This is a genomic window from Gordoniibacillus kamchatkensis (assembly GCF_000829455.1).
Lineage (GTDB): Bacteria > Bacillota > Bacilli > Paenibacillales > NBRC-103111 > Gordoniibacillus > Gordoniibacillus kamchatkensis.
Map to the genome: position 1 here is coordinate 101,437 of NZ_JXAK01000003.1, position 13,934 is coordinate 115,370.

A 13,934-nucleotide genomic window follows, 5' to 3' on the forward strand; every position below is an offset into this window, starting at 1 on the left:
GGGGCGGGAACGGGCCGAACGCCGGGCGGCCGCTCGGGTTCCGGCCTTCGCGCCGCTGCTTCGGCGCTTGCCTAACGCGTTCGTCTGGGGTATACTTTTCTCGCCAAAACTTTCGAATTGAGGGAGTAATCCGATGGACAAAATACTGATTTTCGGACACAAAAATCCGGACACGGACTCGATCTGCTCGGCGCTCGCCTATGCGGATCTGAAAAAGCAGCTCGGCCACAATGTTGAGCCGGTGCGGCTCGGCAGCGTCAATGGCGAAACGCAGTTCGCCCTGGACAAGTTCGGAGCCGATGCGCCCCGTCTCGTCGAGACGGTTGCGAACGAAGCCAAAGGCGTCATCCTCGTCGACCATAACGAGCGCCAGCAGAGCGCCAGCGACATCGACCAGGTGCAGGTGCTCGAAGTGATCGACCACCACCGCATCGCCAATTTCGAGACGAGCGCACCGCTCTACTATCGCGCCGAACCGGTCGGCTGCACGGCTACGATCTTGAAAAAGCTGTACAAGGAGAACGGCGTCGCCATCCGCCCGCAAATTGCCGGACTGATGCTGTCGGCCATCATCTCCGATTCGCTGCTGTTCAAATCTCCGACATGCACGCCGGAAGACGTTGCCGCAGCGCGCGAGCTCGCCGAAATCGCCGGCGTGAACGCCGAAGCGTACGGCCTTGACATGCTGAAGGCAGGCGCCGACCTGAGCGACAAAACGATCGCCCAGCTCATCTCCCTCGACGCCAAGGAGTTCTCGATGGGCAGCGCCAAAGTCGAGATCGCCCAAGTGAACGCCGTCGACGTGAACGACGTGCTCAGCCGCCAGAGCGAGCTGGAAGCCGCTCTGAACGATATTATCGCGAAGAAGGGGCTCGATCTGTTCCTGTTCGTCGTCACGGACATTTTGAACAACGACTCCGTCGGAATCGCGCTCGGCCGCGCCGCAGGCGCCGTCGAGAAAGCGTACAACGTCAAGCTCGAAAACAACAAAGCCGTCCTCAAAGGCGTCGTCTCGCGCAAATCGCAGATCGTGCCGGTGCTGACGGAAACGTTCAACAATATGTAACGGAAAGCCATCAGCAAAAATAGGGCCGTCCTGCGCGCTGCGCGGTGACGGCCCTATTTTTGCATTTGGACTTGGAGAAGTGGCTCTCAAGTATAGCGGCAGCGCTTTTCCCTGTCGTAACGCCTTATTCTTCTGTATAATTGTCAGTAAGAATGGCATTTTCGCAAACGGGGTGTGCAAGGTGTTTAACGAACAAGAAAAAGCAGCGCTGTACAAAATCATATATGCGAGAAGAGATATCAGAACGTTTTTATCCGATCCCATTCCTCCCGAGATTATCGAAAATATATTGGATGCAGCCCACCATGGCCCTTCGGTAGGCTTCATGCAGCCTTGGAACTTCATTTTGGTCGCGCAGGAAGAAATCAAAACGCGGCTCGCATGGGCGGCGGACAAAGAGAGAAGAGCGCTTGCCATTCATTACGAAGCGATCGCCAGGACCAGTTTTTGAGTCTGAAAGTGGAAGGGATCAAGCAAGCGCCGCTGACCATATGCGTTACGTGCGATCCTACACGGGGAGGTTCTCATGTGCTGGGACGAAACTCGATCCCGGAAACCGACATTTTATCCACTGCCTGCGCCATTCAAAATATGTGGCTGGCCGCGTGCGCGGAAGGTTTGGCCATGGGCTGGGTCAGCTTTTACAAAAAAAAATGACGTGCGCGATATTTTAGGTATTCCTCCGCATATTGAACCGGTTGCTTTGCTGTCTGTCGGGTATACGGAGCATTATCCATCGAAACCGATATTGGAATCGGCCAATTGGGAGAAGAGGAAAAATTTGAAAAACCTCATCTTTCAGGACAAGTGGGGAAATCAGCCATAACCGGGAAATAGAGCCGCCCCGCGCTGCGCGGGGACGGCTCTATTTGTATGAGGGCATGTGCTGCTATAGCGTACCCTGGAGGAATCTGGCTCGAATCCATATTCAGATCGTCCCACTTGCCTGAGTTTCACCGCCGTCTCTGGCCCATCCGTTACCGAGATGCATGGATTAGCCTCGGGTGGGAAAAATTACAGTCATTCTCGGGCACTGCAGGAGTAAGAACGGCCATGCACCTTTCGTTTTTATCGGATATCAATTTTTATGGGATGCCGTTACGTGCGCTTTGCTGGTTGTCGCGCTCCTCGTCGTAGTTCCGGCAAACCGTGTACGGGAAGCATGGGTCGGCTTCCTGAACATGCAGGTCATCACATGGGCGGTCGGCACCTTGCTCGTCGACTATGGATTGACCGTATGCCCTGTCCGGGTATTCCCGTTAGCGACCCGGGGAGATTTCGTCGGGGACTATTTCATTTATCCCGGCGTAGCGGTGCTGTACTACTTTCTTATTCCCAAAAGATCGCGTTCGGGGAAAGTCTGGTTCACGCTGGCCGGCTCGATGATCATGGCGGCTTGGGATTATTTCATGCAAAAGCTGACGGATTTGCAGGAGTATGTTCGTTAGAACGGCTTTTATCAATTCGTGTTGGTGGCCGCTTCTTTCATGTTCTGTTACTGGTTTACCAAGTGGTTTTTCCGGCAGCCTTTATCCCGGGAGGAAATGAACCGATGAACATGAATGCGCTCATCGAAGCGTCAGTGTGGGTCATATCCGTATTGCTGCTCCTTATTTTTGTGCCAAGAGCCAATGTTCGGGAGGCATGGATCAGTTACATTTTTCTGCAGCTTCCGACATGGTTCTTCGGTTTGGCCGCCGTGCAATGGGGGTTGATCATTTACCCGAGCAGGTTTTTCGATAAAGCGGTCAGTACAAGCTTCACCTACGAATTCCTTGCTTTACCCGTGATTAGCGCCGTTTTCAATCTGCATTATCCCAAAACGAGAAGCTTTTGGCCGAAGATCGTTTATATTCTCGCTTTTCCCACGATATTGACGTTAGTTGAAGTGATTCTGGAAAGGAACACGCTGCTTGTTGCTTACATCAAATGGACCGGGTATTACTCGTGGATAACCATTGCTTTTACATTATTGCTAGGATATTGGTTCTATAAATGGTTTGCGTTCGGTTCATTGCACAGCTTCGGCAAACGCTGACGTGTTAGGGTGGGGCGCGGCTTGCCGAAAACAAACTAAATTGTTGTCAACATCGTTCATGACGAAATGACGTTTTCCTTTGATTGAACGTGAAAGCGCTTTTGCAGTACGATATGCACGTAGTCGATTACAAAACGGTTCACTAACATAACATAAAGGAGGTTATCCCGATGGCTACAGCAGCAGCGCAAGCTCAAACTTCCGGGGACATGAAGGTCAAAGTCCAGAAGTTTGGCCGCTTCTTGAGTGGCATGGTGATGCCGAACATCGGCGCATTCATCGCCTGGGGGATCATTACCGCATTATTTATTCCGACGGGTTGGATCCCGAATGAACATCTGGCTAAGCTTGTAGGTCCGATAATAACGTATTTGCTGCCTGTTCTGATCGGCTATACCGGCGGGCAGATGGTGCACGGCACTCGCGGCGGCGTCATCGGTACGATTGCTACGATGGGTGTCGTCATAGGGACCGATATCCCGATGTTCCTTGGGGCTATGATTGTAGGTCCGCTCTCCGCCTTTGTGTTGAAGCGATTCGACCGGTCGATCGAAGGCAAAGTGCGTTCCGGCTTCGAAATGCTCGTCAACAACTTCTCCGCCGGCATTATCGGCGCCATTCTCGCCTTGCTTGCCTATACGGTGGTCGGTCCGGTGGTGCAGATGATCAGCAAGGCGCTGGCGTCAGGAGTGCAAGTGCTGGTGGGCGCCGGTCTGCTGCCGCTGGCCAACCTGCTAATCGAGCCGGGTAAAGTGTTGTTCCTGAACAACGCGATTAACCACGGCGTGCTTAGTCCGATTGCGTTGGATCAGGCTTCCAAAGCCGGCAAGTCGATTCTGTTCATGCTCGAATCGAATCCCGGTCCCGGTCTCGGCGTGCTGCTGGCTTACTGGCTGGTCGGCAAAGGCTCCGCGAAGCAATCGGCTCCGGGCGCTATTATCATTCACTTCTTCGGCGGAATTCATGAGATTTACTTCCCGTACATCCTGATGAATCCGCGGCTGATTCTGGCGACGATGGCCGGCGGTGTAGTCGGCACGTTCACCTTCTCGATTTTTGGCGCGGGACTCGTGGCGCCGCCTTCTCCCGGCAGTATTTTCGCTTACATCGCCATGGCGCCTAAGGGCGGGCTGCTGCCGGTGTTTACCGGCGTCGTCACCGGGGCCGCGGTATCGTTCCTGATCGCCGCGCTGCTTCTCAAAACAAGCAAGAAAGAAGAAGAGGGAGACGATCTGCAGACTGCAACGGAAAAAATGAAGCAGATCAAAGGCGCGCCGATTGCCGCAGCAATTAGCGCCAACGCCAACACAGCTGTAGAACCGAAGAACAAGACGGAGGTTCGGAAAATTGTGTTCTCCTGCGATGCCGGTATGGGCTCAAGCGCCATGGGAGCTTCCATTCTGCGAAAGAAGCTGAAGGAAGCGGGATCCGACGTTACGGTCGTCAATACCGCAATCAATGAAATTCCCGGCGACGCCGACATCGTCGTAACTCATAAATCGCTAACCGATCGCGCCAAAGCTAAGGCGCCGCAGGCCGAACATATTTCCATCGATAATTTCTTGAAAAGCCCGGAATACGACGAATTAGTCAAACGTCTGAGCTAATAGCTGAAGAAAGCTTCTCCCTTAACGCTGGCCGTAGCCGGCGTTAAGCCCATTTTGCCGGTGAGGAAGATTCGCATGCAAGTTTCAGGCAGGCAGCGCCAAATTGTGGAGCTCCTCTTGCGTCGCAAGGACGAGATTACAGCCGCAGAAATCGCCAAGGACATCAAGGTAAGCGTCAGAACCGTGCATAGGGAGCTGTCCGAGCTGGAGCCGATGCTTGCCGCATACGGGGCGGTTCTGCACAAGAGATCGGGCAAGGGGATCCGGCTCGAGGCTCCGCCAAATAAGCTGGAGGAGCTGAGGCAGCTCGCTATAACAGGAGGAGCGGCGGATTACTCCTCGGAAGAACGCAAGCTGCTGATTCTGATGACGCTGCTGGAAGAGTCGGAGCCGTTAAAGCTGTACGCGATTGCCCACAATCTTGGCGTCGCAGTGCCGACGGTCAGCCACGATCTGGATGAGCTGGAAAGCTGGATCGCAGGGCGCGGTTTGAAGCTGGTGAGAAGAAGGGGCTACGGGGTCCAAATTACCGGCCCCGAGCAGCGGGTGCGGTCCGCGATTTGCGAGCTGGCCGGCAATTACCTGGACGATTCCGATTTGTTCGGCAGCAAGCCGGCACAAAATCAGTCCCTTGTTACGGCAAAGCTTCTTGGCTTTGTTGGCAAACAACATTTGATGACGGTTGAAGAAGCTCTCTGGCAAGCGGAAGACAAGCGCCTGAACGAGCTGTCCGAAAGCGAGTATACCGAGCTTCTGATCCGAATCACGGTAGCCGTGCATCGAATGCGGCAAGGCAAGCTGATGGAAGCGGAGGACGGATGCAAGGCGGAGAGCTTGAGCGAAGAAGAGCGGCGATGGCTGAGCAGTCTGTCGGACGCGCTGCTGCTGGAGCTGCCCGAAGCCGAAGCTTGTCATCTGGCCCAGCTGTACGAACGGGCCGGCGTATCGGACCATCATCTGCTTTTGGCCAAGAACGAGCTGAGCAGCAGGGAGCAGGCGGGACGGCTCATTTCCCATATGGAACAGCAATTGCAGGCGCCGTTCGGCATGGATCGTTCTTTGCGCGAAGGCTTGCTCAGTCATATGGATAGCGCCATGGAACGGCTGCGGGCAGGAGCGATCATCCGCAATCCGCTGCTGGCGCAAATTAAGAAAGACTATGAACAATTGTTTGACAGCATTCGCCGGGCGGTGAACGATTCGATGGCCGGCATCGATGTGCCGGATGAAGAGATCGGCTTCCTGGTTATGCATTTCGGCGCTTCGATGGAGCGGCTTAAGCAGCTCGGACGGAGCGTCAGAGCGATCATCGTATGCACCAGCGGCATCGGTTCGTCCAAAATGCTGGCCGTGCGTCTGCGCAAGGAGCTGCCGCAAATCGAAATCGTCGGCCATGTTTCGTGGTTTGAGGCTTCCCGTATTCCTGAAGAATCGTATGACCTCATCATCTCGACAGTGGATCTTCCCATCGAGCCGGACCGCTATATCAAGCTCAGTCCTCTCCTGACAAAGGATGAGGCCGAAACATTGCGCTCGTATATCCGGGATGTTACGCTGCAGGAGAACCGCTCGCGGCACGCGGCAAAATCGGATGGGACGGCTGCTCTGGAACAATTGTATCGACTCCAGAAGTATTTGAACGAGATCGTGAGGCTCATCGATCAATTCGAGATCTATGAGCTGGATCCGTCCGGTTGTTCGCTCCGTGACATTTTGCGGCGGTCATGCGGGGCAATCGCCGATCGCGACGGGATGCGGAACTTCGAGGCGGTCGTACAGTTGCTCATCGAACGGCAGAAGCTCAGCACCCAAGTCATTCCGGACACCCGCATTGCGCTGTTTCATACGAGAAGCGAATATATTGCCAGGCCCAGCTTCACCTTATTCCGTTTAAGCGACGATCTTCCCTTGGAGGACGATAGCTCCGCCGGGGTCCGGCATTTGCTGCTGATGCTTGGTCCGCAAGATCTGTCCAGGGAAAGCCTGGAGGTGCTTAGCGAGATCAGCTCGTTCCTGCTGAACGAGAAGATGGCCTTGCTGCTGGAGACCGGTACGCGGCAGGCGATTCAGCAATTTTTGTCGCAGGAGCTTGCTGCGTTCTTTATAAATATAAACACGGATATGAGGAGAGACCTGCTATGAGTATTTTAGCGATCAATAAATTGAAACTGAACGCCGCACCGAAAGACAAATTCGAAGCGATTCGCCTGGCGGGCCAGCTGCTCGTGGATGCCGGGCACGCCGCTCCCGAATATATCGACAAAATGTTCGAGCGGGAGCGGACGCTGTCCACCTACATGGGAAGCGGACTTGCGATTCCGCACGGGACGCAGGATTCGAAGGAGTTGATTGCCTCGACCGGATTGTCGATTGTGCAAATACCGGGGGGTGTGGATTTCGGCGAAGGCGAGCGGGCATACCTCGTGATTGGCATAGCGGCGGCGGGGAACGAGCACCTGGACATCCTGACGAATGTGGCGATGATCTGCTCGGAAGAAGAAAATATGGAGCGAATCGTGAAAGCAAGCACGGCGGAGGAGATTATTTCGATTTTCGAAAGCGGGCTGGAAGCATGAAGGTGGTCCATTTCGGAGCGGGAAATATCGGCCGGGGGTTTATCGGGCTATTGTTGTCGCAATCGGGATACGAGGTCGTCTTCGTAGATGTAAGCGACGAGTTGGTGTCCCGGCTGCAGGAAAAGCAGCAATATGTCGTCAACCTGGCTAATGACGAACGAGAGCAGATCGTAGTCAGCGGCGTGACCGCGATCAACGGCAAAGAGCCGGAGCGGGTTGCGGAAGCTGTGGCGCAGGCGGATCTGGTGACAACGGCCGTGGGCGTCAATGTGCTGAAGCATATTGCGGAAGGAATCGCCAGAGGCATTGAGAAGAGGCTCGAGAGCGGCGGAGCGGGTCCGCTTCATGTCATCGCTTGCGAGAATGCGATCGGAGGAAGCACGCAGCTGAAGGAACACGTGTACGAACGGCTGAATGAAGAGTTGCGCAGCAAGGCTGACGCCATCGTCGCTTTCCCGGACGCCGCGGTGGACCGGATCGTGCCGATTCAGCACCACGAGGATCCGCTCATGGTAACGGTAGAGCCATACTGCGAATGGGTCGTCGATCGGTCGCGGATGCTTCCCGGCGCGCGGCCGATCCAGGGAGTCCACTATGTGGACGAGCTGGAGCCCTATATCGAACGCAAATTATTTACCGTGAATACAGGACATTGCTGTGCCGCTTATTTAGGGTACATTTACGGATATGGCACGATTCAGGATAGTATGGCGGATGCCGGCATCGTGGCCAAGGTGCAGGCTGTGCTTGAAGAAACGGGAGCGATGCTGATCGGCAAGTACGGATTCGACCGAACCGAACACGAGCAGTACGTCGCCAAAATTGTGGGGAGATTCCAGAACCCGCATTTGACGGACGAAGTCGTGCGGGTCGGACGCTCGCCGATACGCAAGCTTTCCCCGAACGACCGGCTCGTTCGTCCGGCGCTGCAGCTGTACGAAATGGGGACCGCGCCGGTTCATTTGGCGGGGGCCATGGCTGCAGCATTGTTGTTTGATTACCCGGAAGATCCGGAAGCGCAGGAAATTCAAGCTGAGATCAGGGCGAATGGACTCGCTGCGGCGATCAGTAAATTTACTGCGATCGGCGAGGAGCATCCGATTCATCGAAGTGTCATTCGCGAATATGAACGATTGCAGCGGTTAGCCGTTCGCAAGTGAGGAAAGGAGCAGGGACAATGGCGAACATGATAACGAGAGTGCTGACCGGAGTGGCCGCGTCCCCCGGTATTGCCATTGCGAAGGCGTACAGGATGCAGCGTGCGGAGTTTGTGCCGGTTAAGGAGAAGATCGGGGATGCCAAGAGCGAGCAAGAGCGGCTTCGGACAGCCGTCGAGGAAGCGCGCGTGGAGCTCGGGAAGATCAGGGAGCTGACGGAACAGCGGCTCGGCGCGGCGAAAGCGGAAATTTTCGAAGCTCATATCATGCTGCTGGAAGATCCCGATCTGATCGACGCTGCGCTGGAGAAGATCGAGAACGAAGGCGTGAATGCCGAATATGCGCTGTATGAAGTAGCTCAAAGCTTCATTGATATTCTGAGCGCGATGGATAACGAGCTGCTGCGGGAACGCGCCGCCGATGTGCGAGACGTCTCCGGCAGAGTGATCGGCCGCCTGCGCGGACAAACGCATACGGCCGTGTCCGACATCGTGGAAGAAACGATCGTCATTGCCGACGATTTGACTCCTTCGGATACGGCTCAGCTCAAGCCGGCTTACGTGAAAGGCTTCGTTACGGAAATCGGCAGCCGCACGTCCCATTCGGCGATCATGGCCCGTTCGCTGGAAATACCGGCGATTGTAGGCGCGGGAGCCGAAACGTCCGAAATCCGCAGCGGGATGACCGTTATTCTGGATGCGGTAGAGGGGCGAGTACTGGTAAACCCTTCTGAGGAGGAGCTTGAGGAATACCGGCGCAAGAAAGAAGCGTACGAGCGGCGGCGGGCAGAGCTTCGCCGTCTTGCCGGACTGCCGACGGTGTCCAAAGACGGGCATAGGGTTGAACTGGCCGCCAATATCGGCAGCGTTGATGATTTGCAGAAGGTGCTGGAGAACGGCGCCGAAGGAATCGGGTTGTTCCGCACGGAGTTTCTGTATATGGGACGCAGCTCTTTGCCTACGGAGGAAGAACAGTATCAGATCTACAAACATGTTCTGGAGAAGATGGAAAACAAGCCGGTCGTCATTCGGACGCTGGATATCGGCGGAGATAAGGAATTGCCGTACATGAAGCTGCCGGTGGAAAGCAACCCCTTCCTAGGCCTTCGGGCCGTCCGGCTGTGTCTCAGCCGTCAGGACCTGTTCCGTACCCAGCTGCGGGCGCTGCTCCGGGCAAGCCGGTTCGGCCAGCTCAAGATCATGTTCCCGATGATCGCGGTCGTGGAAGAATGGATGGAAGCCAAACGATTGCTGGAGGAAGAGAAGCAGAGGCTGCTTCAGGAAGGCGTGGAAGTGTCGGGGCGGATCGAAGTGGGCATGATGATCGAAGTGCCCGCCGCGGCGCTGGCGTCCGAAATGTTCGCGAAGGAAGCGGACTTCTTCAGCATCGGCACCAACGACCTGATCCAATATACGATGGCCGCCGACAGAATGAACGAGACGGTGTCGTACTTATACCAGCCGTGCCATCCGACGATTTTGCGGCTCATCCGCATGGTCATCCAGGCGGCTAATAAGGAAGGCAAATGGGTCGGCATGTGCGGCGAGATGGCCGGCGACGCGAGAGCGATTCCGATTTTGCTCGGAATGGGCCTGTATGAGTTCAGCATGAGCGCCGGCTTCATCTTGCCCGCCCGCGAATTCATTATGCAGACGTCCCGCACGGAGTGGGCCGCTTATATCGACAGCCTGCTTGCGATGAGAAGCCAAACGGAAATCGAGCAGTTTGTTCAAGCGAAGAAAGGGAGTGCCTCCGAATGATATCCAGGTCGTTTACCGTATTGAATCCTTCAGGCTTTCATGCGCGCCCCACGAAGCTGTTCGTGCAGCAGGCTAGCGCATTTCCTTGCAAGATCACCGTGAGCAAGAACGATAAGAAGGTAAATGGGAAAAGCTCGCTGAGCATGCTCACGCTCGGCATCGAACAGAACGATGTGGTTACGCTGGAAGCGGACGGAGAGCAAGAAGAACAAGCGCTGGCCGAGCTCGGACAGCTGCTGACCAAAATTTTTGAAGAATAGTAGGTAACGGAAAGCTGCCGAAGCCCAAATAGGGCCGTCCTGCGCGCTGCGCGGTGACGGCCCTATTTTGCATGGGGAAAACCGGCTTATGCGATCGACGTCGGTGCGCCGAACGGGCTCGAATAGCCGCTGATGCCTTGCAGCACTTGCTCTGTGCGTTCCCGGTCCATGGACCCGTAACGCTTCACCGCATCCAAAATTTTCGGGAACAAATGGATGTCCCCGGCGCTGGCGAAGCCGACGACGCTTGGGAACGATAGCACGAAGTGAACGCAGGCGTCGATCACCTCCTGCACATCGAACGGTTCGTACCATGTCGCGTACGGGCGCGCCTGATCCGGCGCCCACGGCCCCTTGGCGATCGCCTTGATGACGCGCACGGCTGCGCCGCTGTCCTCGGCGGCTTGGACGAGCATGTCGAAGTCACGGCGATAGTCGGGTAGCGAGTACAAGTAGTAGTTGAGCGGGAGCAGAACAGTGTCGAACGGAAACCGCTTCAGCGCTTCCGTATGGACGGCGGGCGCCTGATGGCCGTGGCCGGTAATGCCGATTGCGCCGATCAGCCCTTCTTCCTTGGCCTCGAGAAGCGCTTCCAACGCGCCTCCGGGCCGGGTGCACATGTCCAGGTTCTCCATATCTCCGACGGCGTGCAGCTGCAGCAGATCGACCGAATCGACCTGCAGCCTTTCGAGCGAGCGGTGAATTTCCGCTTTCGCTTTCTCCTTGGAGCGTTCGCCCGTCTTCGTCGCAAGGATGATGTCACTTCGAATTTTGGGCATCCACGGACCCATCCTGAGCTCGGCATCGCCGTAGCTGGCCGCAGTGTCAAAATGGTTGACGCCCTGCTCGAGCGCAAGACGGATCGATGCGTCGGCCTCCTCCTGCGTGACCGAGCCGAGGCTGGCAGCGCCGAACATGACAACCGAGCTTTCCCGGCCGAGCCGGCCTAACGGACGTGTCAACATACGCACCATCTCCTTTCGTTATTTTACGTCCAGTATAACCCATTTATTGGAGAAAAGCAGGTGCCGATTTTTCATAAAAATATGTAGCTTCCGCCCGGACATCTCCGTTGGCGAAAACTGCCAAAGCCCAATGCAATAAAATGGAACCGGAATCTGCATTCTAATCCCGATGGACATTTTCAACAGGGAAGGATGGTCGGCTTGGGCAGAGCTCTCGTTACGGGTCTCGTCGGCGTAGGACTGGCGCAGGTGCTGAAGCTTCCGATTCATTACTGGAGCCGAGGGGAATGGGACTGGTCGCAAATGTTTTCGAGCGGCGGCATGCCGAGTTCGCATTCGGCCGGAGCTGCGGCGCTCGCCGCCTACCTCGCCATGAAGAAAGGAGTGTCGTCGGCCGATTTTGCCATAAGTACGGTGTTCGGCCTTATTGTGATGTACGATGCCATGGGCATCCGGCGGCATGCCGGGGAAATGGCCGTAGAGCTCAACGGTCTCGACGCCCAGGTCGAGAAGCTGGCTAACTTGCATCCGGGCGTCTACCACCGCCGCCGCGAAGAAGCGCTAAAGGAGAGGCTTGGCCATTTGCCGCGCGAAGTGCTTGCCAGCGCTCTGGTCGGGGCCGCGACCGGCATCGCCAGCTACTGGGCGGAGACGGGCACGCTGCGCCCCCGCCGGTAAGTTGAGCACGGTCCGGCATTCCGCCGATGGCGAAGCGCCGGGCCGCGCCATCGAATGGAACGAAGGAGGCGGAAGCCGGGGAAGGCGGCCGCCTCCTCACATAGGCCCGTTTTTGCCGGGTTTGCGCCGCAGCTTCCGGGATCCGCATTCAGCGCGGAGGGGGAACGGAGCAATATTCGCAAATCATTTGTTCCTTTATTTCCTGGACAGGGTAATGCTCCGGATAGGTGGTAATCATGAGCATTGCTCCATGGAGAGTGGAGGAGAAGTACAGCGACCTTAGCCGCGGCTCCTCGGTCCCAAGTTCGGCGAACATCCCGCATTGCACCTCGAATTGGTCCGCCATTTCCCGATTGAGCATTTCGCTGTATTTGGACAGCACTTTGTCTTCTTCCGGCAGAGATTGCAGATGCAAATAAAACCGGTGCACTTTAGGCTGCAGCTTGACGTTGTCGAGCGCGCCTTCGACGATGCGCTTCAATTGTTCGGACGGCGAAGGCAAAGCGGACGCCTCCTGCATGACCCGGACGATTTCGTCGATCCGATGCTGAACCGCTTCGGCGAGGAGCTCCTCTTTCCCCTTGTAATAATTGTACATTAAGCCTTTGGAAATGCCGGCTTTCTTCGCAACATCGTCGATAGATGCGGCATGATAGCCCCGCTCGATAAATATGTCCATGGCAGCGGCGCGTATTTTTTCTTTGGTTAGTTGTCGAATTCGGTCATTCTCATCCCGGGTGCGAGGCATTGCAGATTCACTCCTCCGTCAAAAAACGCAGGATGAGGCCCGCGAGCTCTTCCGCGTGCGTTAAGGTAAGCATGTGATCTGCCCCTTCGATTTGAACAAAGCGATGGGAGGGGACACGCTTAAATTGCTCGGCGACGCGAAGCATATCCGGCCATTCCACCGTTCCGTGAATAAACAACGTTGTTGCCGCAATTTCCTCCAAACGTTCGATCGCAGGCGGCTGAGGCCAAACAACCTCGAAGCTCTTCCATTCCGTAAACACTTTGGTCATATAATGGACGGTCATTTCACGCAAAAAATCCCGGTGCGGACTGGCCGCAGCGATTCGATAGTTAGGTCCGTTCAAGGACATCTCCACCATTTTGCCGAGATCGGGAGCAAGCGAGTTAATTTGGGCCATCCACTCGGTAAACTCCGGCGAATAAGCAAAACCCGAGAGCGAAGGGGCGATCAATACAAGCCGTTCTACCAAGTCGGGATAAGACAACGTAAACTCGGTCGCCGCTTGCCCGCCCATGGAATGCCCGACCAGCGTCACTTTAGTAAGAGCCAGGTGATCGAACAGTTCCCGCAAATCGTCCATGATGCGGATCGGCGACAGCGGAGCAGGCGAACGTCCGCATCCCCGGGCGTCAAAGGTAACGACTTTATTGGTTTTGGCCAGGAGCGGCGCGACATATTTCCACTCCCTCGAATCCACGCCCGGGCTGTGAATAAGGACGACAGGCGAGCCTTCTCCCGCAATTTCATAATATAAATCCATTCTTTCTCCCTCCCGATAATGCCAATTTGTTCCTGTACCATGTTATTATATTTTATGACTGAACGTACAGTCAATAAAAAATGCAGAGAGGAGTATGTGGCGGACCAAATGAAACTTGTCGTATTTGCCGCAGTCCAGATACCGCGCTCCATAAGGTACGCGGCATCAGTTTCGTCAATCGGAATGTCCGTTTGTGACCACCGCTTTATTCGGATAGACGATGATTGGCGAGGCTTGCCGCAAGAAAATACGATGGGCAGCCTCGCTGTTTTACGGACAGATTAGCTGAATAACGAAGGTATTGAGTCGGTATTAT

Annotated in this window: 13 protein-coding genes and 1 pseudogene; 11 read left to right on the forward strand and 3 right to left on the reverse strand. The window is 55.6% G+C overall.

Annotated features, from left to right (window positions below; genetic code table 11):
* The first annotated feature begins 133 nt into the window (after window positions 1-133).
* The 10 genes and pseudogenes from SD70_RS02865 (at window position 134) to SD70_RS02910 (ending at window position 10,464) form a co-directional block, all read left to right on the forward strand.
* Window positions 134-1,066, forward strand: coding sequence for a manganese-dependent inorganic pyrophosphatase (locus SD70_RS02865; RefSeq protein ID WP_041045467.1), 933 nt, complete (start codon window positions 134-136; stop codon window positions 1,064-1,066).
* 181 nt (window positions 1,067-1,247) lie between these two features.
* A pseudogene (gene bluB / locus SD70_RS02870) lies at window positions 1,248-1,892 on the forward strand (5,6-dimethylbenzimidazole synthase).
* 178 nt (window positions 1,893-2,070) lie between these two features.
* The gene (locus tag SD70_RS32765; RefSeq protein WP_052486993.1) at window positions 2,071-2,514 is read left to right on the forward strand and encodes a CBO0543 family protein; all 444 of its coding nucleotides are present in this window, start codon (window positions 2,071-2,073) and stop codon (window positions 2,512-2,514) included.
* Window positions 2,463-3,104 carry a CBO0543 family protein gene (locus tag SD70_RS02880; RefSeq protein ID WP_156157866.1) on the forward strand — a complete coding sequence of 214 codons (642 nt, stop codon included), beginning with the start codon at window positions 2,463-2,465 and terminating at the stop codon, window positions 3,102-3,104. The genes SD70_RS32765 and SD70_RS02880 overlap by 52 nt, the downstream gene beginning before the upstream one ends.
* 170 nt (window positions 3,105-3,274) lie before the next feature.
* Window positions 3,275-4,711 (forward strand): PTS mannitol transporter subunit IICB, encoded by a 1,437-nt coding sequence (locus SD70_RS02885; RefSeq protein WP_041045471.1) that lies wholly within the window; start codon window positions 3,275-3,277, stop codon window positions 4,709-4,711.
* Window positions 4,712-4,786: 75 nt separating this feature from the next.
* Entirely contained in the window at window positions 4,787-6,853 is a 2,067-nt protein-coding gene (locus SD70_RS02890) for a BglG family transcription antiterminator (RefSeq protein ID WP_041045473.1), read from the forward strand.
* The gene (locus tag SD70_RS02895; protein ID WP_041045475.1) at window positions 6,850-7,287 is read left to right on the forward strand and encodes a PTS sugar transporter subunit IIA; all 438 of its coding nucleotides are present in this window, start codon (window positions 6,850-6,852) and stop codon (window positions 7,285-7,287) included. Before SD70_RS02890 ends, SD70_RS02895 begins: the two co-directional genes overlap by 4 nt.
* On the forward strand, window positions 7,284-8,447 hold the full coding sequence (locus SD70_RS02900; RefSeq protein ID WP_041045477.1) for a mannitol-1-phosphate 5-dehydrogenase: 1,164 nt from the start codon (window positions 7,284-7,286) through the stop codon (window positions 8,445-8,447). The genes SD70_RS02895 and SD70_RS02900 overlap by 4 nt, the downstream gene beginning before the upstream one ends.
* A 29-nt stretch (window positions 8,448-8,476) precedes the next feature.
* Complete coding sequence (ptsP, locus tag SD70_RS02905) at window positions 8,477-10,204, forward strand: phosphoenolpyruvate--protein phosphotransferase (protein ID WP_041045618.1); 1,728 nt, start codon at window positions 8,477-8,479, stop codon at window positions 10,202-10,204.
* The gene (locus SD70_RS02910; RefSeq protein WP_041045479.1) at window positions 10,201-10,464 is read left to right on the forward strand and encodes an HPr family phosphocarrier protein; all 264 of its coding nucleotides are present in this window, start codon (window positions 10,201-10,203) and stop codon (window positions 10,462-10,464) included. Before ptsP ends, SD70_RS02910 begins: the two co-directional genes overlap by 4 nt.
* Window positions 10,465-10,550: 86 nt before the next feature.
* Here the strand turns inward: SD70_RS02910 and SD70_RS02915 are convergent, their stop codons facing one another.
* Window positions 10,551-11,429, reverse strand: coding sequence for an aldo/keto reductase (locus SD70_RS02915; RefSeq protein ID WP_041045481.1), 879 nt, complete (start codon window positions 11,427-11,429; stop codon window positions 10,551-10,553).
* 201 nt (window positions 11,430-11,630) lie between these two features.
* On the opposite strand from SD70_RS02915, the gene SD70_RS02920 reads away from it, so the two are divergent.
* Window positions 11,631-12,107: a divergent PAP2 family protein gene (locus SD70_RS02920; protein ID WP_041045620.1), complete on the forward strand. Its 477-nt coding sequence runs from the start codon at window positions 11,631-11,633 to the stop codon at window positions 12,105-12,107.
* A gap of 148 nt (window positions 12,108-12,255) precedes the next feature.
* On the opposite strand, the gene SD70_RS02925 is transcribed toward SD70_RS02920, so the two are convergent.
* Together SD70_RS02925 and SD70_RS02930 are read right to left on the reverse strand one after the other, a co-directional pair.
* Window positions 12,256-12,855 carry a TetR/AcrR family transcriptional regulator gene (locus tag SD70_RS02925; protein WP_041045483.1) on the reverse strand — a complete coding sequence of 200 codons (600 nt, stop codon included), beginning with the start codon at window positions 12,853-12,855 and terminating at the stop codon, window positions 12,256-12,258.
* Between the two features lie 7 nt (window positions 12,856-12,862).
* Window positions 12,863-13,618 carry an alpha/beta fold hydrolase gene (locus SD70_RS02930; RefSeq protein ID WP_041045485.1) on the reverse strand — a complete coding sequence of 252 codons (756 nt, stop codon included), beginning with the start codon at window positions 13,616-13,618 and terminating at the stop codon, window positions 12,863-12,865.
* Between the last annotated feature and the right edge of the window lie 316 nt (window positions 13,619-13,934).